Source organism: Luteolibacter sp. Y139, from assembly GCF_038066715.1.
In the GTDB taxonomy this organism is placed as follows: Bacteria; Verrucomicrobiota; Verrucomicrobiia; order Verrucomicrobiales; family Akkermansiaceae; genus Haloferula; species Haloferula soli.
The window spans coordinates 235237-259713 of the sequence record NZ_JBBUKT010000001.1 but is presented as its reverse complement, the minus strand read 5'-3'; the positions used below and the strand labels follow the sequence as shown (position 1 = coordinate 259713).

27 protein-coding genes are annotated in these 24477 nt (G+C 62.1%); 7 read left to right on the top strand and 20 right to left on the bottom strand.

Annotation, left to right across the window (positions count from 1 at the left end; genetic code table 11):
* Positions 1-242: 242 nt before the first annotated feature.
* The 4 genes from WKV53_RS01140 to WKV53_RS01125 all read left to right on the top strand — a co-directional run bounded on the left by WKV53_RS01140 (position 243) and on the right by WKV53_RS01125 (position 2806).
* Complete coding sequence (locus WKV53_RS01140; RefSeq protein WP_341402472.1) at positions 243-833, top strand: sigma-70 family RNA polymerase sigma factor; 591 nt, start codon at positions 243-245, stop codon at positions 831-833.
* 63 nt (positions 834-896) lie between these two features.
* On the top strand, positions 897-1289 hold the full coding sequence (locus tag WKV53_RS01135) for a hypothetical protein (protein WP_341402470.1): 393 nt from the start codon (positions 897-899) through the stop codon (positions 1287-1289).
* Between the two features lie 72 nt (positions 1290-1361).
* Positions 1362-2162: a S1C family serine protease gene (locus WKV53_RS01130; RefSeq protein ID WP_341402468.1), complete on the top strand. Its 801-nt coding sequence runs from the start codon at positions 1362-1364 to the stop codon at positions 2160-2162.
* A 41-nt stretch (positions 2163-2203) separates the two neighbouring features.
* On the top strand, positions 2204-2806 hold the full coding sequence (locus WKV53_RS01125; RefSeq protein ID WP_341402466.1) for a GNAT family N-acetyltransferase: 603 nt from the start codon (positions 2204-2206) through the stop codon (positions 2804-2806).
* On the opposite strand, the gene WKV53_RS01120 is transcribed toward WKV53_RS01125, so the two are convergent.
* Positions 2797-3210: an RrF2 family transcriptional regulator gene (locus WKV53_RS01120; RefSeq protein ID WP_341402464.1), complete on the bottom strand. Its 414-nt coding sequence runs from the start codon at positions 3208-3210 to the stop codon at positions 2797-2799. The genes WKV53_RS01125 and WKV53_RS01120 overlap by 10 nt on opposite strands.
* On the opposite strand from WKV53_RS01120, the gene cysE reads away from it, so the two are divergent.
* Positions 3209-4069, top strand: a complete 861-nt coding sequence (gene cysE / locus WKV53_RS01115) for a serine O-acetyltransferase (protein ID WP_341402462.1) — start codon at positions 3209-3211, stop codon at positions 4067-4069. The two genes, WKV53_RS01120 and cysE, sit on opposite strands and share 2 nt — an antisense overlap.
* A 60-nt stretch (positions 4070-4129) precedes the next feature.
* A complete protein-coding gene (locus WKV53_RS01110) occupies positions 4130-5140 on the top strand; it encodes a hypothetical protein (protein ID WP_341402460.1) in 1011 nt (336 codons plus the stop codon).
* A 617-nt stretch (positions 5141-5757) separates the two neighbouring features.
* Here WKV53_RS01110 and WKV53_RS01105 read toward each other — a convergent pair.
* Positions 5758-6249: a hypothetical protein gene (locus WKV53_RS01105; protein ID WP_341402458.1), complete on the bottom strand. Its 492-nt coding sequence runs from the start codon at positions 6247-6249 to the stop codon at positions 5758-5760.
* Positions 6250-6509: 260 nt separating this feature from the next.
* Between WKV53_RS01105 and WKV53_RS01100 the strand changes: the two genes are divergently transcribed.
* Entirely contained in the window at positions 6510-8198 is a 1689-nt protein-coding gene (locus WKV53_RS01100; RefSeq protein ID WP_341402456.1) for a DUF4407 domain-containing protein, read from the top strand.
* Positions 8199-8208: 10 nt separating this feature from the next.
* Here WKV53_RS01100 and WKV53_RS01095 read toward each other — a convergent pair whose 3' ends face one another.
* The 18 genes from WKV53_RS01095 to WKV53_RS01010 form a co-directional block, all read right to left on the bottom strand.
* On the bottom strand, positions 8209-8742 hold the full coding sequence (locus WKV53_RS01095; RefSeq protein ID WP_341402455.1) for a hypothetical protein: 534 nt from the start codon (positions 8740-8742) through the stop codon (positions 8209-8211).
* Positions 8739-9461, bottom strand: a complete 723-nt coding sequence (locus WKV53_RS01090; RefSeq protein WP_341402454.1) for a hypothetical protein — start codon at positions 9459-9461, stop codon at positions 8739-8741. The genes WKV53_RS01095 and WKV53_RS01090 overlap by 4 nt, the downstream gene beginning before the upstream one ends.
* Entirely contained in the window at positions 9458-10246 is a 789-nt protein-coding gene (locus WKV53_RS01085; RefSeq protein WP_341402453.1) for a hypothetical protein, read from the bottom strand. The genes WKV53_RS01090 and WKV53_RS01085 overlap by 4 nt, the downstream gene beginning before the upstream one ends.
* Before the next feature lie 4 nt (positions 10247-10250).
* Positions 10251-10730, bottom strand: coding sequence for a hypothetical protein (locus tag WKV53_RS01080; RefSeq protein ID WP_341402451.1), 480 nt, complete (start codon positions 10728-10730; stop codon positions 10251-10253).
* The gene (locus WKV53_RS01075; RefSeq protein WP_341402450.1) at positions 10727-11158 is read right to left on the bottom strand and encodes a type II secretion system protein; all 432 of its coding nucleotides are present in this window, start codon (positions 11156-11158) and stop codon (positions 10727-10729) included. Before WKV53_RS01075 ends, WKV53_RS01080 begins: the two co-directional genes overlap by 4 nt.
* Positions 11159-11209: 51 nt before the next feature.
* Positions 11210-11671, bottom strand: a complete 462-nt coding sequence (locus WKV53_RS01070) for a hypothetical protein (protein ID WP_341402448.1) — start codon at positions 11669-11671, stop codon at positions 11210-11212.
* Between the two features lie 19 nt (positions 11672-11690).
* A complete protein-coding gene (locus WKV53_RS01065; RefSeq protein ID WP_341402446.1) occupies positions 11691-12836 on the bottom strand; it encodes a type II secretion system F family protein in 1146 nt (381 codons plus the stop codon).
* Entirely contained in the window at positions 12829-14523 is a 1695-nt protein-coding gene (locus tag WKV53_RS01060) for a GspE/PulE family protein (RefSeq protein WP_341402445.1), read from the bottom strand. Before WKV53_RS01060 ends, WKV53_RS01065 begins: the two co-directional genes overlap by 8 nt.
* Positions 14520-15092, bottom strand: coding sequence for a hypothetical protein (locus tag WKV53_RS01055; protein WP_341402444.1), 573 nt, complete (start codon positions 15090-15092; stop codon positions 14520-14522). Before WKV53_RS01055 ends, WKV53_RS01060 begins: the two co-directional genes overlap by 4 nt.
* Before the next feature lie 58 nt (positions 15093-15150).
* Positions 15151-17028 carry a type II secretion system protein GspD gene (locus WKV53_RS01050; protein ID WP_341402442.1) on the bottom strand — a complete coding sequence of 626 codons (1878 nt, stop codon included), beginning with the start codon at positions 17026-17028 and terminating at the stop codon, positions 15151-15153.
* A gap of 44 nt (positions 17029-17072) precedes the next feature.
* The gene (locus tag WKV53_RS01045) at positions 17073-17780 is read right to left on the bottom strand and encodes a hypothetical protein (protein WP_341402441.1); all 708 of its coding nucleotides are present in this window, start codon (positions 17778-17780) and stop codon (positions 17073-17075) included.
* Positions 17777-18310 (bottom strand): hypothetical protein, encoded by a 534-nt coding sequence (locus tag WKV53_RS01040; protein WP_341402440.1) that lies wholly within the window; start codon positions 18308-18310, stop codon positions 17777-17779. Before WKV53_RS01040 ends, WKV53_RS01045 begins: the two co-directional genes overlap by 4 nt.
* A gap of 19 nt (positions 18311-18329) precedes the next feature.
* Positions 18330-20114, bottom strand: a complete 1785-nt coding sequence (locus tag WKV53_RS01035; protein ID WP_341402438.1) for a hypothetical protein — start codon at positions 20112-20114, stop codon at positions 18330-18332.
* Positions 20115-20263: 149 nt separating this feature from the next.
* On the bottom strand, positions 20264-20683 hold the full coding sequence (locus tag WKV53_RS01030; protein ID WP_341402437.1) for a hypothetical protein: 420 nt from the start codon (positions 20681-20683) through the stop codon (positions 20264-20266).
* A gap of 114 nt (positions 20684-20797) precedes the next feature.
* The gene (locus WKV53_RS01025; protein ID WP_341402436.1) at positions 20798-22072 is read right to left on the bottom strand and encodes a type IV pilus twitching motility protein PilT; all 1275 of its coding nucleotides are present in this window, start codon (positions 22070-22072) and stop codon (positions 20798-20800) included.
* 23 nt (positions 22073-22095) lie between these two features.
* Complete coding sequence (locus WKV53_RS01020) at positions 22096-22968, bottom strand: hypothetical protein (protein WP_341402434.1); 873 nt, start codon at positions 22966-22968, stop codon at positions 22096-22098.
* 31 nt (positions 22969-22999) lie between these two features.
* The gene (locus WKV53_RS01015; protein WP_341402432.1) at positions 23000-23767 is read right to left on the bottom strand and encodes a hypothetical protein; all 768 of its coding nucleotides are present in this window, start codon (positions 23765-23767) and stop codon (positions 23000-23002) included.
* A gap of 6 nt (positions 23768-23773) precedes the next feature.
* Positions 23774-24424, bottom strand: a complete 651-nt coding sequence (locus tag WKV53_RS01010; protein WP_341402430.1) for an ATP-binding cassette domain-containing protein — start codon at positions 24422-24424, stop codon at positions 23774-23776.
* Between the last annotated feature and the right edge of the window lie 53 nt (positions 24425-24477).

Sequence of the window (24477 nt, the reverse complement as noted above, 5' to 3'; positions counted from 1 at the left end):
ATAATCAGGAACTATTGAGTAACGGGTTCCTTCCGAGGGCGGATGAGCCCCTGCTCCCGCGTGGGGAGCGATTGATGCTGATTGAGCGGCAGGGGAACCATGATCCGCGCATCGTGGCGACCTCGCCCGGTCCGGCCATGTTGACCGACAAGTCGCCTCCACCGGGGCATGGTGCTTGCTTTACACGGGCGTTCCAAAGTGTAGCCTCCCGCCGCTCACCCCTTCCCCCCGAACACCCCAAGATGCCGGATGACTCCCTTCAGCCGGATCCGGACGATGACCTCGTGGCGCGCGCCCGCAATGGCGACACCCGCGCGTTCGACGCCCTGATCCTCAAGTATGGCGAAAAGCTGTACGGGCTAGTTTACAACATGACGTCCCACAAGGAGGACACCCACGACCTGTTGCAGGACATCTTCGCGAAGGCCTATCACTCGCTGCCGCGCTTCCGCGGTCAATCCAGCTTCTACACGTGGATCTATCAGATCGCGGTGAACATGACGCTGAACTTCCTGAAGAAGCGCAAGCGCCGGAGCGGCATGAGTCTGAATGACCTGGATGCCTCCTTCCAGGATGATCCCGCTCTCGTCGATGCCAGCCACCTGGCCAATCCGGAGAAGCAGAGCAAGCTTCACGAGCTTCAGAAAAGATTGAACGAAGCCATGCTGAGCCTGTCAGAAGCGCATAGAACAGTGGTCACCATGTTCGACATCCAGGGCATACCACATGCCGAGATCGCGCGCATCCTGAAGGTTTCGGAGGGAACGGTTAGATCACGGCTGCACTATGCCCACCTTCACTTGCAGTCAAAGCTGCAAGATTACTGGGAGTGAGGAATTTGAAAATTTTCCTTGCGGGCGAGCTAGAAATTTTAGATTTATTAACCATCAAACGCCGTGAAGCCGACCGTTGAAGAAATCGGAACCCTGCTTGCCCTCAAGCGCCATGAGCGCCCCGAGGATGGGTATTTCGATGGTTTCCTGCGTGAGTTTCACCAGCGGCTGCGGGCGGAGGAAGCCCAGCAGAAGGGCTTGGCGGGTTGGTGGCGCAAGACGTCCGCATGGTTTTCCGATCTCGGGGCCTCCAAGTGGGCTTATGCCGGTGGTTTGGCCTATGCGACCATCGTCGTTCTGGTCATGACGTTCCCGCGGGGTCAGGAAGTGATTCCGACCGCGACCACTCCGGTCAATCACGAGGTCAGGTCCCTCGAGCCGGCTGCGGTCGAGCAGCTGGACGCCTTGGACCTGCGTCCTTCGACGAAAGGCCGCACCGGCGAGCAAGAGTTCTGACGGAAATCTTTCCGGATGCGTCTCTATCCCTTGCGGTGCCTTCCGGCACTCGGAGTTGCGTGGTGTTTCTGTGTGGCGCCAGCCCATGCTGAGGCGGGTTGGTCGGCGGTTTTCCCGACGCCTGCCGGTGATGTGACGTCGGTAGCCTTCGCGGTGGGAGATGGCCGTCACGTGATGAGCGTTGCGGTATCGGGCACGAGTCCCGAGGGCGGGCGACTGTTCTCGGACGAGCGCCTGCTACCGGCTGAAGTCATTCTGGACCCGGTCTCCCGGCTGGTGGTCTTCCGGCTCAGTGGTCCTCCGGGCCGCGCCTTGCCGTTGCTGGCGGATGCGCCCTTGCCTGCGGGTGCCACTGTCAAAGCGGCGACCGGCGTCGAGGGGAAATCGGGTGGCTGGGTGAAGAATGTCTCAGGCAAGATCCTGCCGCTCTCGTTGCTGAAGATGGAGTATTCGGCCCGGGTGCCCAGGCCGGGCACGCCGCTGCTGGATTCCAACGGCAACGTGGTCGCCGTGGCTTATCAGCCGACGGGTGCCCAAAGTGGCTACGCGATTCCCGCGGAAGTGGTGAAGCGGGTGTTGGAGGATGTGCAGCGCGGCGGTCACGTGAGCCGCGGCTGGATCGGGCTCAACCTGCGTCCGGATGCCAAGGCACCGCAGGTGACCCGGGTGCATGAAGGTTCTCCATCGGCCTTGGCAGGGGTGAAGACGGGCGATGTGTTGCTTCAAGTGGGCCAACGGAATCTGGGAGAGTATGCCGACGCGGTGAATGCCTTCTTTTTCCTTCGTCCGGGAGTGGCCACGCCGGTGAAGCTGAAGCGGGGCGATCAGGAAGTGGTGATCTCGGTCACGCCGATCGAGCATCGGGCCGATTGATTGACGCTTGGCCGACAGGCGGGCTTTTGCCAGACCAGCGCATGGAATTCACGGTCCGTCGCCTCGCGGGCGAGCAGGTGTTGCCTTATTTGCCGGATGCGGCGCGGCTTAGGATTTCGGTGTTCCGGGAATTTCCGTACCTCTACGAGGGCGATGAAGAGAGCGAGCGGGACTATCTTCAGGGCTACGCCGCCTGTCCGCGCAGTGTCTTCGTGTTGGCGGAGGTGGAAGGGAAGGTGGTCGGGGTTTCGACGGGATTGCCTTTGTTAGATGCGGATGAGTCGTTCCGCGCGCCGTTTGAGAAGGCCGGGATTAACCCGGCCCCGTGGTTTTATTTTGGAGAGTCGGTCCTTGATCCCGTGTGGCGAGGAAAGGGGATCGGGCACGCGTTCTTTGATCACCGTGAGCAGCACGCGATGGTGCTGGGTTTTTCCAAGTTCTGCTTCTGCGCGGTGGTGCGGCCGGAGGATCATCCGCTGAAGCCGCCCGGCTACCGCTCGAATGATGCCTTCTGGGCCAGGCGCGGCTACGTCATCCGCCCCGAGCTGAGCTGCCACTTCGCGTGGCCGCAGGTCGATTCGGCGGGAGAGGAGGTCGGAAACGAACTCGTTTTCCGGACCCGGGAACTGCCGGTTCAGATATAAAACATCGGGGCTTCGGAGCGTTCTGCGAGCTGCACCAGACTGATCCGCTCCAAGTGTTCCTTCAGGTCGTGGGCGACTTTTTCCCACGCCTTGCGGACTGCCACGCCGCTTTCTCCCTCGGTGTGAGTCGAAAACGACAGGAGTGAGGGCTCCACGGCTTCCACGATTTCCCGGAGCAGGATGGTGTCCGGTTTGCGCGCGAGCAGGTAGCCGCCGCTCTTGCCGCGTCGACTTTCCACCAATCCCGCCCGCCGCAGGTCGTTGAGGATTTGGACAAGAAAGTTGGCGGACACGGCTTCCCGTTGCGCCAGCTCGTCGAGCCGTGTAATCGTTCGCCCGTCGTGACGCTTGGCCAATTGGGCCATCGCGCGGCACGCATAGTCGAGCTTTTGGGAAATGCGCATGGAGGCAAAGCAGCACAGGGAGGAGAAGGGCGAAAGCGCGAAGGCTGTTCGACTCTGTCAGTCGAAGGATTCCGATGCCTCCGGCATCTGGAAATGGGTCCGCGAGGAAGCCGAGCGAGTCGCCGGTGAAGAGCCGGAACTCCGGCCTTTGCTACAGAACGTGGTGCTGAGCCAACCGTGCCTCGGGGCCTCGCTCGGGGTACGACTCGCCCGAAAGCTGGCGCGTGAGGATATGACCAAGGAGGAGCTCACGCCTCTCCTGACTGGAATTCTGCGCGGTGAGGATCATCTGGTGGACAGTGCCGCCCGGGACCTGCGCGCGATTGTCGAGCGGGATCCGGCGTGCCCCTCGCCGCTGGAGCCGTTGCTTTTCTTCAAGGGCTTCATGGCCATTTCGACCTACCGGGTCTCCCATCACTTGTGGAACCATGGGCGCAGGGAGCTGGCCTTGTATTTCCAGAGCCTGGCCAGTGAGGTCTTCGCCGTGGACATCCATCCGGCGGCGCGGATCGGCTGCGGCATCCTGCTGGACCACGCCACCAGCTTCGTGGTGGGAGAGACCGCGATCATCGAGGACAATGTCTCCATTCTTCATGAGGTGACGCTGGGCGGCACCGGCAAGGAATCCGGCGACCGCCATCCGATCATACGCTCCGGAGTTCTGCTCGGCGCTGGGGCGAAGATCCTGGGACGAGTGGAGATCGGCGAGGGCGCCAAGGTCGGAGCTGGCAGTGTGGTGCTCAATGACGTGGCGCCGCATTCCACCGTCGCCGGAGTGCCCGCTGTGGTGGTGGGCGTCAGCAAGGAAGACGCGCCGGCCCTCGAAATGGACCAGCGCCTCGGCTGCCGGGGGCGATAAGTCTCAGGTTGTTGGAAGGTAAGAGTAGTCACGGTCCATCATCCGTGATACCTGAAATTCATGAAATGTTTAGTGTTTGTCCTGCCGCTCCTCGCGCTAGGGCTGACTTCGTGCGACAAGGCCAAGAAAGCGGTCGAGGCGGCGCGGGATAAAATCGAGGGAGCCAAGGATTCCAGCCTTCCGAAGCCGCCGGGCGGGGACGTCGCGTCGACGTTCGTGGCCCAGGTGGACACGGCGGCGGAAGGCGTGCGTTTCCGGCGCGACCTGCCGTTTCCGACGGACATTGAGGTGCGGGTAACGCAGCGCACGACGTTTCATAATACACGGAGGATCACCACTTCGGCGCTCGGGACGGAAAAAGTGAGCGTGGATGGAGCCTTTGAGCTCATCGGCCTGTTCGAGCGCAGCGGCACGAATCTCTCGGTGACGGTGGAGAAGGCCGGGAAGGTGGTTGATTCCAAGGAGGCGGTGGAGAAGGCGAAGGCCTCTGCCCAAGGCGATCCGGCCGCCGAGCCGTCGCAGATGGTGGGCGCGCGGGTGGAATTCGAGCAGACCCGTGACGGTTGGCAGTTGCCGGCCCGCAAGGGCGCGGTGGCATTCAACCGGAAGCTGCTGGAGCAGGATCTTTTGCCGAATTTGTCCGGGATGCTGGTCCAGTACGGATTGGTGCCGCGGAAGCAGTGGTTTTCCTCGTCGAAGCGCTGGATAGCCGGCGACAAGCTGGTTTTGGAAGGGGACTCGCTGGCGCTGCTGTTTGAAAACGGGGCGAGCGGCAAGGTGACGCTGACCTACGAGGTTTCCGAGGCGCTGGACGGGCATCCCTGTGGCCGGTTTGGCGTGCAGGGAGATGTTTCGATCAAGAATGAGACCTCGCTGGATGGTAGCAACGAGACGGGCGAACTGACGATCCAATCGGGAAAAATCTGGTGCTCGCTGCTTCACCCGCTGGTGCTGAGGGAGGAATACCAGACGGTGAGGACCGTCACGCAGGGCCAAGGCAATGGCCCGAAGCAGAAGATCCAAGGAGCGATCGACCAGCTGCGGGTGCGCCAGTGGAAGGACCGGAGCTAGAATTCCGGGGTGCCGGAAAATTTCTCGAAAAAGCTGAAACAAAAATCCGGCCGGTGACGTTAATACTCATGTGAGGCGATTGCGAGAGCATGACTCCTCCAACACAAAAGGTCTTGTCAGGGAGGTGACTCCCGGCAGGTGGCCCGACCGCTTGAGCCTTAGGTTTTTGGGTTTTTCCTGAGGCACAGCGGTCGGGCTTCTTTTTTGCCCGTTTGGGGCGGTTTTGTTGAGCTTTTGTTGAGTCTCGATCTCGAGAAGGTGGCTGTGGAAGTTGTGGGGACGCTTTGGAGGTGTGGCAACCGGGGAAAGGAAGTTCCAGCCGCAGTTGGGCCCATTGTTCCGAGCCTTGCTGCAGCCGTGCCTCGCGGTAATCCGCCGGATTCCGATATTCCGATATACCTAGGAGGTCGGAATATCGGAATTTTTCGGTGGGTGGTGGCACCGGATGGCCATCCCCGATGAGCGGCTGGGATGAAGGGTTCGTGCACTTTGCACTCCACTATTCCCGAATGCCTATAGAGTGGAATTATTGGAGTGCTCCCGGTCGCTCGCCCAAGAGGCTGTTGGCTTAGCGGATCCCAAAATTCACGTGCGGGAAGGACTGACCCCACCCACTGCTATCGAGCTTTTTTCACAGCTCCCGAGTAGTCGTCATGCCGTGGCCCGCGGCCGTAGAGATCCAGCGGCACGCCCTTGCGTTCCTCCAGCATCATCGCATTGAAGCGCGACATGTAGGACTCCGCGAGTGGGATGTGCTTCTCGTTCCGGCCACCCATGCCCTGCCAGGTCACGTCATAATCATCGTACTTGGCCTTCGTCCCGCGGCGGGTCACGCCGGGAATCCAGTAGTCTTTCCTGTCATAGATCGCCAAGCCGAGTAGCCGATACTCACCCTGCGCCACGCGTGTGCGGACCTGTGGCGCGGGATCGCTTTCCATCCACTCGACGAAGGCCCGCTCGTTCATCGAGTCGCTGACCTGCTTGAGCCCGGGAACCTGAGCCGCCGAGTAAAGGGCATTCCCACATCCGGCGAGCAATCCCGCCACTGACGCTGCGGCGATGCCGCTGACCCCGCACCAGTTCCTGATCTTGCTGGAATGTTTCACCATGGGTGAGGGTGTTCCCTTGCCATGAATTCGCCAGCTTCCATTCCCGGGGAGCGGCCAGCCTTGTCATCGTGGTACATGGATTTTCCAACCTTAGCCCTTGGCTGTAACATTTTTCCGGCTGGACCGCGATTTGGTCGAGGAGGGCTGGCCTGTTTTAGAAACAGTGACAAAGCGGGGCGGGAAACCGCGTTTCCGCCAACAATGCGGGATCGCGGTCTCGCTTTTCGGGGAATCCACGCTTTGATCCCATTTTTCATTCCATGAACCGGTCCAATCCTTTCAAGCGCCTCTTTTTCTGGCTGTCCGGCGCTGGCACGGAGACTCTCGAACAGTGCCCGAATTGGGAGCAGCGGAAGTATGTGGCATTCGGGGCGACGGTTTTGGTGCCGTGCGCGTTTGCTTTCATTGCCTGCTCTTATGCGCTTTCGACGCTGACCACTGATCCGCGGGTGATTTATCCGGTGGCGGGGGTGTGGGCGTTTATCATCATGACGATCGACCGGGCGCTGCTAGCGGGCTACCGGCCGTTCCTTTCGTGGTGGCGGAAGTTGTCGCAGTTCTCGCTGCGGTTGCTGGTGGCGATTTTGATGGGGCTGACGATTGCGCACCCGCTGGTGCTGCTGCTGTTCCGGGATACGATCCAGACGGTGGTGGAGGAGAAGCGCTCCTCGGAAATCAGCCAGGAGCGGGCGAAGTTTACCATCGGCAAGGACAAGGTCCGCGAGACGATGGACGGGCTTGAGAAGAAGATCGCGGCGCTGCAAGAGGAGCGGAAGCTGAGCTACAGTGCGAAGTTCATCCTTCAGGAGAAGACGGATGCCGCCTCGGCGATTCCCGGACTGACGGCGGAGCAGCAGACGGAGCTGAAGGCGGCGACGGAGGAGGCGACGAAGCCCTTCCGCGACCGGCTGGATATCGTGAACAAGCAGTCCGACGAGCTTTCGCCGCAGTATGCGAAGCTGCAGGAGGAGTTGGGATTCTGGCAGGCGGAATTCGAGCGGGAGTTGAATGGCCAGCGCTCGGGGATGCGTGGGGAAGGACCGCGGGCGCGGTCGATCCGGGCGGACCAACTGGAGCCGCGCCGCACGGAGGCGCAGCGGATTGGTGCGTTGCTGGAGCATGCGTCGACGGAGAAGGCGAAGCTGCAGACGCAGGTGCGGGAGGCGGAGAAGGGGGCGATTGCGACCTTCGAGACGCGGCTTGCCGAGATTGCTGCGGCTAACAAGGCGGAGGCAAACCGGGTGGCGGCGCTCAAGCAACGGGTGGAGGAGGATCAGGCCTCCTCGTTCACGGAACAGCAGAACGCGGTGCGCTCGGCACTCGACCAGCAGATCGAGACGCGCAACCTGGAGTTCAAGGCGGCGCAGGCGGAACTCGCTGCGATTTCGACGGAAGAGCAGAAGCGCATTGCCGATATCCAGGCTGAGCCGCGGAAGGATATCCTGACCCAGACGCTGGCGCTGCATGGACTTTTCAAGGCGGGGAGCGAGGGCGGGCAGTTCGCGCTGGCCACCTACATCGTGCTGACCTTGCTATTCATGCTGGTGGACACGATTCCGCTGATCGTGAAGTTCTTCACCAAGCCGGGTCCGTACGACACGCTGCTGGACCGCGACGAGATCGCCTATGACTCGGAGCACCGAGCCTTCCGCCAAAGCAACCAGCGCTACATGGAGAAGCTCGCCGCCGGCAATTTGATCGCGGTGACGCGCAACAAGCGGCTGGAGAACGCGCTCATCGATGGGGTGGAGCACAGCCGTGCGGCCCAGGAGTTTCTCGATTCATTGATCGAGATGGAGAAATCCTTCGCGGCGAAGATCAAGCTGGAGCAGGACGAGGCATTCCATGCCGGTCCCGAAAAGATCGCGGCCCTGGAAGCGATCAAGAAGCGCTTCTACGAGGACATGCAGCACCGGATGGAAGTCTTCTTCGCCGGCCAGCACGCGTGACGTGAGTAAATCACTCCAACGGTGGTAGCACCCCGGCGCTGCCATCGTCATAGGGAGTGGCCTCCTCCTGAACCTTCAGGGGGCGGAACTCGCCATCGTAGCTGTCCACGCGGAACTGGAGTTCCATGAGGCTGCGATTGGTATCGGCGACGTTGTCACGAAGCTGCCGGTTTTCCTCCTGGATCCGCTGGTTCTCGCCGACCATTCCTTCCATCGCGGAGAGGAGGCGTTCGAAGCGGTCTCCGGTGGCGCCGGTGGCGCCGGTGGCAGCGGACGGAGTTTTCGCCGGGGCATGAGGAAGATCGGCGGCCGGCTTCTTCCAGCCACTGCTGCGCGCTTCAGCGAGCAAGGCCTCGGCCTGGCGGGTCCTGCTGTCGTCCTGTGGTGCCGGAAGGGGCCTGATAGAAGGTGACTGCGGCGCGGGCATCGGCATGACCCCGGCGAGCTTCACCATGTCACGGACGGAACACCAGTGGGCAGCGGAGGCTCCGGCCATCAGGGTGAGGGCGGTGCTACAGGCGATCGGGATGAGGCTTGGTTTCATCGCGGCTTCTTCTTTTCGGGTGAAATGACTTCCTTGGCGACCGGTGGGGGAGGCTCGGGAGTGGGCAGCGAGCTCAAGAGCTGGCCGAGGCGATCGAGGGCATCGCCCAGTTTGCCGGAGTCTTCCTCCATGCGCTCCACGGAACTCGCAAGTAAGGCACTTATCGTACCTGCCTGGGCGTAGCCGAGCGAGGCGTCGTAGCCGGGTTCCTGGACGGCGATCACGTTGGCACCATCGGCATCCGGCACCAGCACGTGGGGGCGGATCGAAAGAGGGATGCGGGTGCCGTTAAGCTCCACTTCCTTGGTGATGGGAGGAACATCATCGGGATGCTCCAGTTTCCAGCCTGGCGGCGGTTGGGAAAGCGGCTTGGCGGGGAAGGGGGCGAGCAATTTGATCGAAGCGGCATCGACCTTTCCGATCATGCTCTTGCCGGGTTCGATTTGGACGGTCACGCCCTTGGGCTCCGGAGTGACAGGCTCGGGCTCTTCAATCTCCGCTCCTTCGGGTGGCGTGCCGGTGATGAGCACCGGGGCACCGCCATCCTCTCCCGACATGAGCGGGGGAGGCGCGTCGGTGAGGGCATTCGCCTTCGGGGTCTCGCCGCCTTCCGTCAGCGAGGAGAGCACGGGATCCTGCTCCGATTCCTTCGGTGCGATATTTTGGGCGAATGTCACCGGCGTGACGACGGCGGCAAGGATGAGGAGAGAGCGGGTCATCGGTTTTTGATTTCGATGGCTTGGGTGCTGTCGAGGGGCTCGCCGGTGGAGGCCTGCGGCGCACCGCCGAGCGACGGGCTATCGGCGCGAAGCACCGGGGTGGGGATGGACTCACCGACCAGGGCGTTCCATTCGCCGAGGAGCTTGGTGCCTTCATTGCGGACGATCTGGGCGGCCTCCTGGTAGTGGCCGATGCGGGTCATCAGGTTGCGGGCACGGGCGATTTCCTCAGGCGTCCAGCGCAACGCGCGGCTGCGATAGAGGACGGGTACATCAAGTGTGAGTTTGCCGAGGTCCTCGCCGCCGGGGCCCTGTGCCTTCAGCACATGCTGGATGCGGAGGTTGGTTTCCTCGAAGGCGGTTTCCGATCCGCTGCCCGCCGAGGCGAGCCGTTTTGGATCGGCGGCCTGAGGCTTGGCGGTGTCGCCGGGAAGGTGGCCGCCGCGTGGCAGCAGGGAATCGGCAGCCTTCGGTGCAGCGGCGATCATGGCGGGCACCGGTGGGGCTGGAGCGATCGTGGTAGCCGCCGGGCCTGGGCCTGGGCCGGCGACGATGACCGGCTTGTTCAGGTAGAGTCCGCAGAAGACTGCGGCGAGGGCGGTGCTCGCGATCAACAGCCACGGATACGCGCGCTGGACGGCGCACGACGTGGCAGCCCGACGGTTCTGGGCTGGCACGGTGGAATGATGCAGCGGTCCCAGTTCCAAGGTCTGGGAGACGGCGGTCGAAACCGCGGGTTTGGTGGCAAGGGGGGCGGCCTGAGTGGTGGTGGGCAGCGGACGCATGAGATCAAGGTGCGGGCGATCCTTTCCGGGAATCGGCGGCAGGCTCATTAGCGGGGGGAGAGGCGAGGACGGCATTGGTGACGACTGTCTGGTCGGAGACTCCTGGGAAAACGGTGAGAGTGAGGGTATCGCGGGTGAGGCGCAGGTGCTTGTGGACGCCGCGGTGGTCGCTGGTGGCCTGCACTCCGGGCACCACTTCGAGCGGGCCTCCGGGAGTATTCTGGCGGCCGATGCCGTCGGAGCGATAGATGGTGAAGGTGGAGAATGCCTCCGACTTTTCCGCTGACGAGATGCGGATGCTCACTCCATCGGACGAGACGGAAAGCTTGAGCGGCTTGATCGGCACCTGGACCACCTTGCCACTGCCGGTGATCTTCGTCTGGCTGCGGATCTCGTACTCGCCGAACGACTCAAAGCCAGCGGTGTCCGCTGCGGCGAGCGGAAGGACCGTGGCGATGAGGGCGGCGACCAGTGAGAATTTCATTCTCCTACATCCCAGAGGGAATCGGTGGTGGATCCGGAGGGGTCGTAACGAGAGGGCGAGGTGGCACCGGAAACGGTGGCGGTGGTCGTGTAGAACGGCGGCGATGCGCCCACGAAGACATTGAGCGTCGCTCCGGTCACCGACTTGGCGGTGGGGAAAACGGTGGGGCCGTTCTGGATGTACGGCAGCAACAGCGCGGGAGTCAGCGCGCTCATTGCCGTGGTCGGATTGTCGGCGAGGTAGGTGCGCTGCGCGATGTACACGGTGCGCAGGGTATCGGAGGCCTCGCGAGCGAGCTTCCAGGTCTTGAAGGCATTGTTCGACTTCAGGCCGACGGTGATCAGCAGCAGGAGCACTGACATTACCAACGTCAACTCCAGCAGCGTGAAGCCACGGTGCGACGATTGGCCATGGACACGGGATTTCATGGGACGAGTGGGAACCTAGGTTGTTTAAGGGGGCTTGAAAAGCCGGAAATCTTAACGTTTCTTTGGTCCTCGCTCCTCGGGTCGATCCGGTCTGGCCGCGTCACCCTTGAGAATCGAGAACGCCTCGGTGACGTTCTTCCGCAATTCCGGATTGGCCCACGCGATGCGGCCGAGGTGAACCAGGCCGAAGACCGCCATGCCGGTCACACCGAGCCAGACGAACCACCAGGTGATGGACTTGCCATGGGGCGCGATCAGCGGGACATACCATGCCTCGCGATCCACCACCCGGGTGGTGAACATCTGGTTACCCTCGCGCAGCTGCTCGATCAGCGCCTTCACCGCGGCATCACTGCGGAGGATGAAGCGGTGCTTGAAGCGCCGGCCGGGTGACTCGGGAAGCTCTTCGGCGATGACCCCGGCTGGCACGGCTTCGGGCAAGCGAAGCGTGTAGATGTGGGTCTCGTAGACGAAGCGCTCCCTTAGCCAACGGTCGAGTCGAGTCAGTTGCATGGCGACAAGCGGTTGGGGATTACATCTTGCTGTTCATCATCTTCGGACCCATCAGGAAGATTGGCAGGAAGGTTCCGATGAAAACGGCAGCGATCAGGAAGACGGCGATGATGAGGACCAGGAAGTTCACGGCAGCGGTGAAGGTTCCCATGTAGTTCTCGGCGTCCTCCTCATACATCTGGGCGAGCATCTCGAGCTGCGCATCCAGCGAGGCGGACTTTTCACCGATGGACATCATGTGGACCACCTGCGAGTCCACCGAGGTGTACTTGGAGAAGGCGGTGGAGAGGGGAACGCCGGAGCCTTCGTATTTGTCGGCGGCGTCGCGGAGTTCCTGATAGAAAGGGGTGCCCTTCACACTGTTGGCGGAGACGCGGATCGACTTCGCCAAGTTGATGCCGTTGGCGTGCAGCATCTTCATGGTGGAGAGGAAGGTCATCTGCCGGAGGCTCATGATCATGAGGCGAAGCAGCCGCCACTTGGACATGCCGATGCCGAGGATCATGTTGCGAACCTTATCCGAACGCCAGATGGTGATGGCGATCGCAACGACCGAGCCGAAAACGAAGGGCCAGATCGCCCTGGTGATGGCGCTGACCTTGAAGGCGATGGCGGTCATGCCGTCGGGCTTCTGGGCCACGGACTTGAGCATGTCTTGCACCTGCGGGACGATGCTGACCTGCGAGAAAACGAAGGCGGAAGCCAGGACCGTAATGACGACGGAAGGCATGACGGTGGCCTTGCGCAGCGCCTTGGTGAACTGCATCTCGCTGGTGAAGCGGGCTGCGAGTGCGCCGAAGGCCTGGTGGAGCTGGCCGGCATCGCTACCAGCCTGGATCAGACCGATGACCATGTCCGAGAAGCGGCCGGTGCGGCGGAATGCCTCGTGCACGTTGACGCCGGAATTGATCTCCTCGCGGATCTTCAAAAGGGCTTCGGACATCACCTTGTCCTGAAGGCCCTGACCGTAGTACTTGAGTGCGTCCGCGGTATTGATCTGGGCGCGCAGCATCGAAGCGAGGCCACGGAACATCGAGACCAGTTGCTTCTTGGTGAAGAGCTTTACCTTCGTCTGCTTGAGGAAGCCGAAGGAGCCGCCTTGGGCGGCTGGCTTGGCGGCGGACGCGGGAGTGCCCGGCTTGGCGGTGGCGGAGGCGCTACTCATCGGTGTAAGTCATGTCGATGACCTTCGCCACGGCTTCAATGTCGGTTTTGCCTTCGCGAAGCAGGCGCAAGCCGCTTCGGCGCAGGTTGGGCAAGATTCCTTCGTTCTGGATCTTCACTTCCAGTTCGTAAGGGGAAATTTCGCCCTTCGACAGCATGTCGGAGGTCTTCGGGGTGATGGGAATGATTTCGAGAATGGCAGTACGACCGCTGTAGCCGGAGTTGCGGCATTCAGCACAGCCGCCTGATTTTGCGGCAAAGACGGGAACGGTAGCCCAGGACTCGTCGAGGTTGAAGGTTCTCCGGTCGTGGTCGGAGATGCCGTCCTTGGGTTCCTTGCAGTAAGGGCAGAGCAGCTTCACCAGACGTTGCGCGCAGGCAGCCTTGAGGGTCTGGGCAATTTTCCAGCGCTCGATGCCGAGCTGCTCGAAACGCTCGATGATCTGGGAGGCGCGCGGGGTGTGAATGGTGGTAAGCACCTTGTGGCCCGTCACCGCAGCTTCGATCGCGAGTTCCGCGGACTCGATGTCGCGAACCTCACCCATGAGGATGATGTCCGGGTCGGAACGCATGAAGGAAGCGATCATCGGCTTGAACTCCTTCGGGCTCTTCAAGTCGCAGTGGGTGATGCCGGGAACTTCGTCTTCCACCGGGTTTTCCAGTGTCAGGATATTGACGTCCGGGCGGTTCAGCTCGCGAAGGATGGCGTTCAGCGTCGTCGACTTACCGGAACCGGTGGGACCGGACATGACGATGATGCCGGCGGGGACGCGCATCACCTTGCTGAGTTCGAAAAGGGTCTCTTCGTCGAAAGCGAGGGTGCCCTTGCCGAGGGTCACGTTGATGTGGCTCTTATCGAGCAAACGCATGGTCACGTGATAGCCGCGGTAAGTACGGTGTCTCTCGTAGCGAATGTCGATGGGGCGGTGGAAATAGGAGATGGTGAAGCGGCCCGAGATACCCGGCGCGGTGGCGCGGATTTCGGTGGGGAGCTTCATCAGGTTGAGAAGGAAGGCATCCAGTCGGTCCTTCAGCTTCATCGGGATCTCGACCTTCGAGCCGATGTCGCCGTCGACGCGATAGGCGTAGTAGAACGACTCCTTCTCGACCTTGAAGTGAATATCGGAAGCGCGGGTTTTGACCGCGTCCGCCATCACCGTGGCCACGAGTTGGGCCATCGGCTCGGTGTAGTCGGTGGTGACGTCGAAGTCGCGGATGGACTCGTCATTGTCCTCGACGTCGATGGCTTCCAGTTCGGAGCGGCTGGGGCCCGAATTGGTGCCGACCGACTCGATCGCGCGGGCGATTTCAGAGGCGAGGGTGACGACCTTGACGATCTCGAGATCCGGGAAACGCGGGGCGAGGTATTCGTCAGGAAGCGGACTCCAGGGGTTGGCGACCGCCACGATGAGCTTGTCACCCGTGACGCAGAGCGGGCTGAAGAGCCCGCGGGTGAGCACGGTGGGATCGCAGTAGGTGTGCAGCGAGCCGTCACAGAACTCCGCCACCCTCGGGAAGAAGGGCAGGCCATTGATCTTGGCCAGCGCGCCCATGAAGCAGTAGCGCGTGACGCGGTTGGCGACCTGATCGTGTTCCAGTTCCGCGTACTGGGGATCGTGGTTGGCCAGCGCGCGCATGATTTGCCCGCTGATCAACTCGTTGAAGGACATGCTGTCGTAGTCGATCACAATCCGAAGTGTTTGCGGGTGAGGAAAGACCAGCTCTCGTAGTCCATGCGGACCGCGGTGACGAATGGCTTGATGCCGAAGCGGCGATTCACACCGTTCAGGATTTCATCGGCCATGATGCGTGCGGCGATGGGATTGAGGGCGCCGGTGCCGACCGCGTCCGTGTCCTCGGCATAGAGGATGGGGGACAGCAGGGCGCGGGCGGTGTGGTGAAGCTGGTCGAAGGATTCGTAGAAGGCAGAGGGCGCAATCAGCTTGCCCGCGAAGGGCACCAGCGGTGGCGACGGATGGATGACCATCGACACCGCATGAGTGATGCGCGCGACCTCGATCCCCACGTGTTCCTCCTCCGCTCCCTGCACACGGGCGAGGATCTCGAGCAGATCGAGAGGCTCGCCCTGATTCACCGAGCGTTCGAAGTGAGCTTGCATGCGTGCGAGCTCAGTCTCGGTGGCGATGCCGGTAGCCTGGAGCGCCTGTATCGTCTGCTCCAGACAGGTGTGGAGCAGTTGCAAGGCGTCGCCGGGTTTCCGCACGGCAGGAGTGGCGGGAGTGTAGGGGGATGACATGGGTGTCGTCGGTTGGGTGAAAACGGATGGGGCGGGGAAGGATTCCCCGCCCGCCGTCTCACTTGCTCGGGTTACCAGCGCGCGAGCGGCTCTTCGTCGTCGATGCCGGAACCGGTGCCGGAGCCGCCTTGGAGCGGTTCAACTCCTGTTCGGTCGGATAGTAGGGCGCTTCCTGCGGGCGCAGATCGCGGATACCCCGCTGAAGGTTCGGCTCGTGAGCCGGGCCCGGATTGCACTCAGGGTCCACCCAGTCGTGATCTTGCGGCAGCATCGTATTGCGATGGATGCGGCTGGACTGTTGGGCGGTCGCCTTCTTGCTCGACGGATCGTAGGACGTGGGAGTCACGATGAAGACGAGGCTGGCGTGTTCCTTGATGGTGTCCTTGCTCTTGAAGAAGAAGTTCAGGACCGGGAGGTCGCCGAGGAGCGGGATCTTGGTGCGATCCTTGTTCTGAACCTCGCCGTAGAAGCCGCCGACGATGAGCGAGTGGCCATCCGGAACGCGCGAGAGCGATTCGATCATCGACTCCGTTACGCGGGGGTAAACGTTGCCGGTCTGGCCGACCACCTGCTGCACGATCTGTGCGGAGCGCGGGCGGAGCTTCATGCGGACGGTGCCGTCCGGAAGGAGCGTCGGCGTGACCGAGAGGGAGATACCGATTTCGCGATGCTTGTCGGGCTCGTCGGTGATGGCCTTGTCGGAGGCATCGATCTTGTAGCGGACTTCTTCGGTCACGATGGCGGTATTGCCGGTGCCGCTCTGGGTCTGCGTGATGATCGGCACGCGGTCGATGATGGAGATCGAACCTTGTTCGTTGTCTTCCGTGATCAGCGTTGGGTTGGAGATCTGGGTGGCGAAGTTTCCTTCGGCCAGAGCGCGCAACACGCCATTGAGCTGGATCGGTGACAGCACCAGGTCGGAGGTGCTGCCGGCGGCGGCAGTGGTGGTTTCAGCCGAGGAGAGCGCGGAACCGGTGGTGCCGCCCTTGGTGACGAAGCCGGCGGTATTGATGCCGAACAGCGAGTTGAGGCTGCCAGCGAGTTCCAGCGAGGTGCCGGCCTCACCGAGCGAGGCGGACCAGTTCACACCGGTGCGTTGGGCGGCAGTGCTGTTGACCCGGATGATCTTCGTTTCGACGACGATCTGGCCCTTGGCCTTGTCGATGTTGTGGAGGAATTCGCGGGCCTGCTCGATGCGGTGGGCGGTGTCGATGATGACGATTGTATTCGTCTTCGGCTCGAAGTTCACGATGCCGGTGCCCGGAGTGAGCATCGGAACCAGCAGGGACTTGATCTGCTCGATATCGGTCGGGCGGAGGTACTGGAGCTGGTAGTTGAACTCGGCGCTGGGCAGCTGGCCGAGCTGGGCCTGGCTCAGGGCGTAGATGGTGTTGCCCTTGGTGTAGAGCGTGAGGCCATACATGAAGGCCAGCTCTTCCATTTGATTGAGCGGGTTGCCATCATTGAGGTGACCCGTCACGCGATAGTCCGGCGTGGCGATCTTCGCGTTGTGGAAGTACTGGCGGCCTGCCTGCTTGGCGAGGAACTGGAAGATGTCATTCAACGGGGCGTCCTTGATGAGGTAGCCTTCGTCGGACGGTTGAATGGTCTCTTGGCCGGCGGCACCAGGAGCGCCCGGATGGGCGGTGATGGGCTTGCCAGAAGCATTGAGATCGGATTGCGGCGGTGTCACTGGTTCCACCGGCGGGGCAGCCGGCAACTCGGCAGCTCCGGGTGCGGCGGGCACGGCCGGAGGCGCGGGCAGGTCAGCGGGAGCAGGAGGGGGCTCCGGAACAGGGGCGGGCGGCGGCAGATTCGGCACCGCGGGCTCGGCCGCAGCGAGAGGAGGATCAATGGCTACGGGCCCATCATTCTGAGCGAAAAGATGGGGCGTAGGGAGGGCCAGCAACGTGGCGACGGCGATGGCAGGCTTCATGGTGTGCGGGTGTGTGTGGGACAGCAGGGGGAAGAGGATCTGGATCAGTTGTTGGACAGAGGGACGGAGGGTTGGATCTCAACGGGGGCGTTGGAATCGACAGGCTCGAAGCCCGGGGCAGTGATCTTGCCGGTGCCCTTCTGCATGCCGGCTGGAAGCATGTTCAGGGTGAGGTCCGCCGTCTCATTGGTGGTGACGTTGCGGAAGCGAATGCGCTCGGCGGTGACGGACACCACTTTGACCGTGAGCTGTTTGCCGTTCGGCAATCTCACGGAGAACGAGTCGTTGGCGCTGAAGCTGCGGTTGCCGATGAGGAACTTTTGTTTTCCGGGAATCACGGTGTTGATCGTGATGCCTGCGACCACGTCCGAGAAGGGCATGGGCGGCTCCGGCTTATAGGAGCGCGGGCCCGGGGTCTTGTTGATCGCCTTGGGCTCCGGAGCCACGAAGTTCGGGTCCTGATAGCGACCGAAGCAATCGGTGGTCCGCTTGCGGATGGAGAAGCGAGCGGCGAGCTGGCGGACATAAGCAGGCAGCTCGTCGCCAGCGAAACGGGAGGCTTCGATTTCCTTGGTCTCGACCGCTGCCGCGGGTGCTGCCTCCGGCTTCTTCGCGGCTGCGGCAGCCGCTGCTGCCGGAGTCGCCTCGGGAGTGTTATCGAGGCCCTCGGCCATCTGCGCGAAGGCCGGCCCTGCGGTGAGCAGGAGACCGGTCGTGAGGGTCAGGATCGGGAGAAAGGGTGTCGTTTTCATTTTTCCCACGCGGTGTAGGTGACCTGGAAGTTCAGTGAGGAAGTGGAGGAGCCGCTCGGATCGATCTTGAGCTCGTGGAGCTGGAGCTGAGGCATGCGGGATTCCAATTCAGCAAGCGCCATCTGCACCGAGCGGAAGGTGCCGCGGAAGGCGAGGCGGACTTGGGAAGAATCCTGTGCCGCCGAGGTGGCAAAGCCGCCCTTCGAGTTCGGGTAATCAACCGCGGTTTGTTGGAATTCCTTCGAGGGCAGGGAATCCGCGATTTGCTTGAGGTTCGAGGTGATCGAGCTGGCGGTCTCCTTTCCGACCTGGGAGAGCCAGCGTTCCATGTGAGGGCGCTTCTTGCTGATCTGAGCTTCGATGCCGAGGGCACCGATGCGATCGCTCTCGGCGCTCTTGTAGAGCGACTGCTTTTCGAGGAACGAGGCCGAGGTCTTCGACTTGAGGATCATCCCTCCGCCGACGACGACCGCGCAGATCGCGAACGGCACCACGAAGCCGAACAGGATGATGGATTGACGGTAAAACATGGAGATCGATGGGTGGAGGTCAGGGGGCCTTGGCGAGGACCACAGCCAGTTGATCGGACGATTCGAAGCGTTGCGTGATCGTCAGGTCGAACGAGAACGGGTAAGTGGAGTCGTCGAGGCTTGCTGCTTCTTCAGGCGGACCTGCCCGGTAGCTGGAGTTTTCCAGGGTGCGGACGGTGACCACCAGGGTGCGGCTCGGCAGATCGGTCTTGAAGGAGGTATTGCCGGTGGTGTCGGCGACCTGCTTGAAGACGGCCGAGATGCCGTCGCGGGTATTGAGGATGTTCAGCTGGTCCAGCGCTTCGTCACGGGCCAGGCCGGTGATCTTCCATTCGCGGATGAATCCGGCCTTGGCCTGGCCAGGAAGGGACTCGGGGCGGACGGTGTGATAGAAGGTCTTCACGATGAACCCGCTCTTCTCAGGGAAGAGGGTGCTCAGGAGTTCCATGGAGACCCATCCCTTGGAGCGGTCTTCCAACAGATTGTCCCAGTGATCGACGCGGGTCCGCTCGGAAGCGAGGAAGGTGAGGCGTTGCTTCTGCGACTTGGCTCCGTCGGAGTTGAAGGTGAACTCGGGCTTGCGCACCAGATCCAGCATCTGCAGGCCGAAGAAGGCGAGCGCGAGGACCGTGAGCGCCGCAAAGCCCAGGCGGGCATAGCGGGCAGCGCGGAGCAGCTTCATCTCGCTGCTGGCCGGATAGACTTCAGCCAGTTCGCGGGACACCGGCAGGAAATCCTGGGTGGCCCAGCCATCGCCACGCAACACGCCGAAGGTGTGGGAGGATGCCAACGGAGTTTCCGGGGCGGTGGCGACAGAAGAGGCAATCTGTGGTTCCGGTCCCACTCCGGCGGTGACCGCCGCGTAGGGAGTGCCGACCCAGTCGACCTCGCGGATGGAGGCGGCGGGGAATACCAGTTGCAGGTCCGCAGCGAGCTGCGGGTCGGTGATTTCACCGGTGGAAAGGAGATAGACCTCGGGGTCTGCCAGTTCGAGTGCGGCTGCCGTGGTGGATGCGGCGTGCCGGAGATTCGTGGGGCGGCGCTGGCCGCGATGCTGGAGCGTACGGAGCAGGCGGAGGTCGCCGTGCTCATTGAAGAAGGCCAGCAACGTGAAGCGGTGGTAAGGCAGCACCGCGATCAGCGGGCGGACCAATTCATCCCGCTTCAACTCGGGCAGCGCGAGCAGGCAGACGAGCGGTGCGCTGACAGCCCGGGTGATGACAGGGAAGTTCTTCTCTTCACCGGTCTTGCGCAGCTCATCGAGGAATGCGGCCCAGCTGCGAGACAGGCAGACGGTGGTGGCGATCGCCTCGCTGCCGGCGGCAGGGTAGGGGATGAGCCTCCAGCTCGACTCGGTGGCGGACACCGAGGAGTCGTCGAGAATGCTCTTGGGGTCGGACTCGATCGTGGTGCGCAGCTCGGCGAGAGCGCCGGGGTTGTCGAGCTCGGGCTTGAGTTCGGAAGTTGCGAACTCGTCAGCCAGATGAAGGACGACACCGATCGAATCGGCCTTGGCGGCTTGGGCGACACGGATGACCTCGGCCGCGAAAGCGGGGATCAAGGTGAGGTCGGTGGCGTGCGCCTCGGAAAGCTGGGGACCAGGGGTCCATTGGCCGGACCGGCGGTCAAAGAGGCGGGAATCGACGCGATTGCCGTCGGCGCGCAAGTGAAGCTGGAAATCCAGTTCGAGCGCACTGCGGTACCAGGCGGCGTTATCCGCGCGGCTGGTGCCCTTGAGGACAGAGCCGGCTTGGCGGAAGCGTTGGAGCGGATTGAGCCCCGCGGGATGTTGGTAGGCGACCAAGGGACGAAGGGTGGGTGGGTGCTTTCATCAACGGGGGGAAAAGGGGTGGGGAGAAGGAGGGTCTCCCGCCCGCCATGCAGCAGGCGGGAGACTTGAATTGCTAGCGAGCTACTACTGCCGGAGCAGTGTCACCCGCAGGCGACCGGGGATTACCAGTCCTGGTAACCGGTCGGTGCGTAGTCAGCAGCGGTGCCACCGTTGGTCGGCGTGCCGGTGCTGCTGGTGAACAGGGTGCCGATGCCAGGAACGGTACCGGAGTAGGAGTAGGTGAGGCCGGAGACCGGGTGGGTCGGTGGGTTCTCAAGGAAGAAGCCCGTTCCGAACAGCGGACCAGCGGTGGTGGTGCCGACGGTCGAACCTTCGGACACGTTGTTCATGTTCTGATACGAGCGAACGGCCTGCTGGACGTTACGAACGATCATCACGTTGGCAGCGCGGTCAGAACCCTTCTTCCAAGCGCGGGCGCCCACGAAGAGGATGGAGATGAGCGAAAGGAGAACGAGGATGACGACCGTCAGTTCGAGGAGCGTCATACCTTTCGCGCGCTTGGTGATTTGAGTCAGTTTCATGTTTGGTGTGTTGTCTTTTTGGGTGTGTCTAATTGTCTTGTCGGAGAGAGAATCAGCGGAGGGCCCGGGAGGATTAAAAAGACCAGGGGTCCTTCGCGGATTCTCAGAAAGTGGTCAGAGGATTTCGGATTCGTCGCGGTTCATGCGGGCGTTCTCGAAGGTTTGTTCGGTGATGAGGCCCTGGCGCATCAGGCGGCGCAGGTTGGCGTCCCACTCGATGTTGCCGGCGCGGCGGATCACATCTTCCAGAGAACGGGCACCGCCATCGTAGTTGGCAATTGCCGAGGCGACAGAGTCGTCGTTGTTCTGCAGGAACTCATAGGTGAGCACCCGGCGTTGGACGCCGTTGAGCAGGCCCTGAGAGTGGATGAAGATGAGGATTTCCGCCAGTCGTGAAAGTACGGATGCGTGACTTTCCTTGGGGTAGAGTTCAAGGATACGACCGATGGTCTTGACCGCGCCAGTTGTGTGTAGCGTGGAGAGTACCAAGTGACCGGTCTGGGCTGCTTCCATGCAGGTTTCCATCGCTTCGCGGTCACGAATTTCCCCGAGAAGAATGACGTGGGGCGCCTTACGAAGAACGTCCTTGAGGCCCTGGCGGTAGGAGTGAACGTCGCGGCCGACTTCCTGCTGCGTGATCACGCTGGGGCAGGGGATGCGGCGGCCCGGGTATTCCGGATCCTCCATGTCGTCCGGATACTGATATTCGATCGGGTCCTCGACGGTCACGACGTGCTTGCCGTGATTGCGGCGGAGCCAATCGATCAGGGCGGCGAGGCTGGTCGACTTGCCCGAGCCGGTGGGACCGGTGACGAGGCAGAGGCCGGCGCGCTTTTGCACGGCCATGCGCAGGATGCTCGTCGTGTCGGGGTCGATGCCGAGGCTTTCGAGTTCCGGAATGAAATCGTTGAGGATACGGCAGGTGACGCCGAGACCGGAGGAACTCAAGTGAGCCTGGATACGAAGGCGGCCGGAGCGCTCGCCATTGTTCCCCATCAGGATGCCGTTACAAGAGAAGTCGGCGACCTTGCGTTCGGCGAAGTCACGGATCGCATTGGCGATCTTGTCTTCCACGCGCTGGCCGAGATCGCTCTCTTCGCCGAAGCCGTGGCTGGCGCTTTCGCGGTTGGTGATGAGTTCCTTGAGGATCTCATCCATGTGGCGGGCATCCAGGACGCCGAGGAAGTCCAGTTTCTCCACGCCCTTGTTGGTGTGGATGTAGACCGGGCGGTCGGAGCGCATCTGGATATCCGAGACGCGGACCTCCTTGCACACCCGGAAAATGATTCCCAGCAGCGTCGCGCCATTCATGCCCGGCGTGAAGCGCGGGGCAGCAACCGGACCATTGTGGACCGGCAGCGGTGGTGGCTCATGAACAGCAGTGAACATGGGGAGTGGAGAGGGCGGAAAAATCAGGGAGAATTGGCGGCTTGGTCGCCGGCCGGAGAAGCCAGGCGTTCCACCGTCTTGACGGCAGCATCACGGACTTTGACGACGAACTTCAGGCGCTCGAGCATCTCGGATTGGCGGGCAGGCGAAAGGTTCTGGAACTCGCCGCTGGAGAGCCATTTTTCCGTCAGCGCGCGATGCTTGCCCAGGGAGTAGTCGAGGACGTGGAGTTCCTCCTTCATCTGCTCCAGCTTGTAGTCGTCGCGATGCAGGAACATCAGTTCGAGGACATTGCCGGCTGCTGCGGCAGCGGTCAGTGCGGGGCGGGGATCGGACTCCTCCTTGAGGCAGTAATTGATGGTGCTGCTCGCGAGTTCGATCACCTTGTCGGTCAGGACCGGACGGGTTCCGACCGAGGGCTCGGTCAGGAACAGATGATACGAGTTGTAGTTCGCGTAGTTGGAAGGATCGAGTTCGTAGGCCAGGCGGAGTTGGTCTTCGGTCTGGCGGCGGAGATAGAGCTTGTGACCGTTGGTGACCGGGCTCGGATTGGTGCGCTCGGTGGCGGCCAGTTCGATGCGGGAGATCCAGCTATCAGAAGCTCCGGCCTTGTGATCGGCGTGGCAGGCATCGCCTTCCGGGCCGTGATGATGTCCGCAGGTGGCGCAGGTGGAACCCTCCGTACCCTCGACTTCCATCGTGCCGTGCCAGTCGGATTCAATGCCGCCCTGCATGGCCAAGGCAACGACAGCGCCGTAGGGGCTGGTCTTGAGGCCCAGCGGATTCGGACGGAAATCGAAGTCCCCCCCCGCCGCGAGGCGGTTGGCTCCGTGCGACCACAGCGCCACGCCGGCAACGGCAAGGGCAGAGGTAATCGCGATGTCGCGGAGATTCATGGAGAGGGAGGTGATGGAGGAAAGGGTCAGATCAAGCCGTGGCACGGGCGCGGAACAGGACGCGGGAGATCGCGGCGTGAACGAGCAGGATGCCTCCGAAATAGGCGAGCAGCAGAGGGAACTTGTCCCAGGCGATAGCTCCCAACTTGTAGCGAAGGCGTTCCGTAGGATCGGCGAAATGATAGTGCGGAGATCCGGCCCAGATCCACTTGAGGGCAGGGTAGCTCTCAAGATTGGCGAGCAGCTTCAGATATCCCACGCCGTAGAGGCCGTAGATGGCCAAGGCGGCGGAAGTGACAAAGCCGGTGATGCTGCCGAAGCGTGAGGCGACCGACATCGCAAGCGCTGCCAAGGGCGCGATGGCGAGCAGGAAGAGCACTCCGTACTGGAGATTCGTGGTGATCCACATGCTGCGCTCGGCGGCCTGGCCGGGGCTGGCAGCAAGGATGCAGACAGCGGACGCAAGCAGTGGGAGAGGAGCAATGAAGGTGAGCAGTGACAGCCACATTTCCAACAGCTGGCGGGTGCTGGAAACCCCGGTGGTCAGGAAGTATTCGCCGACGCCCGAGCGTGCATTGTTCTCGCCGAGCTTGGCTGCGGTGAAGAAGCCCCAGAAGATGGCGGAGAGTAGCGCCATGGCCCACGTGGCCTGGGCGATCGCCGGCTTGAGCAGCGTGGCGTTTTCAGTCGCGATGGAAATCTGCGAGAGCGCAAAGGGAAGGGCACAGACCGCAAAGAGGCAGATCGCCCAGGATTTCCACTGGAAGAGTGTCGCTGTAGTAAGGCGGTAGAGTCGCATGACAGGTCAGTTCAGCTGGCTCTTGAGTTGATTCCACGTCTGGTCGTTGCCGATCGTGTGGCGGATCTCCTCCCCTTGGATCACGACCGCGCTGGGCATGCCCATGGAGTCGTAGTCCGGATGGCAGCTCACCAAGCGCAGCACAGTGCTGGCATTGGCGCGCCACATGTCCTCGAAAATTTCGCGGGCGTAGGCATCGAGGCCGCTGAAGGGCTCATCGAGCAGCAGGATATTGCCGCGGGTGGGGTCAATCGACATTTCGGCCATGATCAGATGGGCCTTGCGACGATTGCCGGTGGAAAGCTTGCCGTAGGACTTGCGGGCATCCAGCTCCAGCGACTCGGCCAGCTTCATCGCTTCGGCCACGCGGTTGGAGGGGATCATCGCCCGGAAGATGGCGGAGACGGTGGTGATGGGATCGAAGCGAAGATCTTCGGGCAGGTATTGCACCCGGCCGTTGGCTTCGAAGTGACCGTGCATTTGGCGGAGGGTCTTGGCCAGGGTCCGCAGCAGGGTGGTCTTGCCGCGGCCATTGCGGGCAATCAGGAAATGAGTGCCGTGTTCCAGCTGGATCGCCTCACGTACGGTTGCAAGCGGCTGGCGGTAGCCAATCGCGAGACCGGAGTGGAGATTCAACTTGGGAGACGAAGAATTCATTTTTCTCTACTGCTAGGATGCTGTGGTTTGTAGGGCTCGGGGCTAGATATTCA

Excerpts from the sequence above, each read along its gene's own strand:
- WKV53_RS01140 (WP_341402472.1), top strand. The coding sequence starts at position 243 with ATGCCGGATGACTCCCTTCAGCCGGATCCGGACGATGACCTCGTGGCG.
- WKV53_RS01125 (WP_341402466.1), top strand. The coding sequence starts at position 2,204 with ATGGAATTCACGGTCCGTCGCCTCGCGGGCGAGCAGGTGTTGCCTTAT.
- cysE (WP_341402462.1), top strand. The coding sequence starts at position 3,209 with ATGGAGGCAAAGCAGCACAGGGAGGAGAAGGGCGAAAGCGCGAAGGCT.
- WKV53_RS01120 (WP_341402464.1), bottom strand. The coding sequence starts at position 3,210 with ATGCGCATTTCCCAAAAGCTCGACTATGCGTGCCGCGCGATGGCCCAA.
- WKV53_RS01110 (WP_341402460.1), top strand. The coding sequence starts at position 4,130 with ATGAAATGTTTAGTGTTTGTCCTGCCGCTCCTCGCGCTAGGGCTGACT.
- WKV53_RS01105 (WP_341402458.1), bottom strand. The coding sequence starts at position 6,249 with ATGGTGAAACATTCCAGCAAGATCAGGAACTGGTGCGGGGTCAGCGGC.
- WKV53_RS01100 (WP_341402456.1), top strand. The coding sequence starts at position 6,510 with ATGAACCGGTCCAATCCTTTCAAGCGCCTCTTTTTCTGGCTGTCCGGC.
- WKV53_RS01095 (WP_341402455.1), bottom strand. The coding sequence starts at position 8,742 with ATGAAACCAAGCCTCATCCCGATCGCCTGTAGCACCGCCCTCACCCTG.
- WKV53_RS01090 (WP_341402454.1), bottom strand. The coding sequence starts at position 9,461 with ATGACCCGCTCTCTCCTCATCCTTGCCGCCGTCGTCACGCCGGTGACA.
- WKV53_RS01085 (WP_341402453.1), bottom strand. The coding sequence starts at position 10,246 with ATGCGTCCGCTGCCCACCACCACTCAGGCCGCCCCCCTTGCCACCAAA.
- WKV53_RS01080 (WP_341402451.1), bottom strand. The coding sequence starts at position 10,730 with ATGAAATTCTCACTGGTCGCCGCCCTCATCGCCACGGTCCTTCCGCTC.
- WKV53_RS01075 (WP_341402450.1), bottom strand. The coding sequence starts at position 11,158 with ATGAAATCCCGTGTCCATGGCCAATCGTCGCACCGTGGCTTCACGCTG.
- WKV53_RS01070 (WP_341402448.1), bottom strand. The coding sequence starts at position 11,671 with ATGCAACTGACTCGACTCGACCGTTGGCTAAGGGAGCGCTTCGTCTAC.
- WKV53_RS01065 (WP_341402446.1), bottom strand. The coding sequence starts at position 12,836 with ATGAGTAGCGCCTCCGCCACCGCCAAGCCGGGCACTCCCGCGTCCGCC.
- WKV53_RS01055 (WP_341402444.1), bottom strand. The coding sequence starts at position 15,092 with ATGTCATCCCCCTACACTCCCGCCACTCCTGCCGTGCGGAAACCCGGC.
- WKV53_RS01050 (WP_341402442.1), bottom strand. The coding sequence starts at position 17,028 with ATGAAGCCTGCCATCGCCGTCGCCACGTTGCTGGCCCTCCCTACGCCC.
- WKV53_RS01045 (WP_341402441.1), bottom strand. The coding sequence starts at position 17,780 with ATGAAAACGACACCCTTTCTCCCGATCCTGACCCTCACGACCGGTCTC.
- WKV53_RS01040 (WP_341402440.1), bottom strand. The coding sequence starts at position 18,310 with ATGTTTTACCGTCAATCCATCATCCTGTTCGGCTTCGTGGTGCCGTTC.
- WKV53_RS01030 (WP_341402437.1), bottom strand. The coding sequence starts at position 20,683 with ATGAAACTGACTCAAATCACCAAGCGCGCGAAAGGTATGACGCTCCTC.
- WKV53_RS01025 (WP_341402436.1), bottom strand. The coding sequence starts at position 22,072 with ATGTTCACTGCTGTTCATGAGCCACCACCGCTGCCGGTCCACAATGGT.
- WKV53_RS01020 (WP_341402434.1), bottom strand. The coding sequence starts at position 22,968 with ATGAATCTCCGCGACATCGCGATTACCTCTGCCCTTGCCGTTGCCGGC.
- WKV53_RS01015 (WP_341402432.1), bottom strand. The coding sequence starts at position 23,767 with ATGCGACTCTACCGCCTTACTACAGCGACACTCTTCCAGTGGAAATCC.
- WKV53_RS01010 (WP_341402430.1), bottom strand. The coding sequence starts at position 24,424 with ATGAATTCTTCGTCTCCCAAGTTGAATCTCCACTCCGGTCTCGCGATT.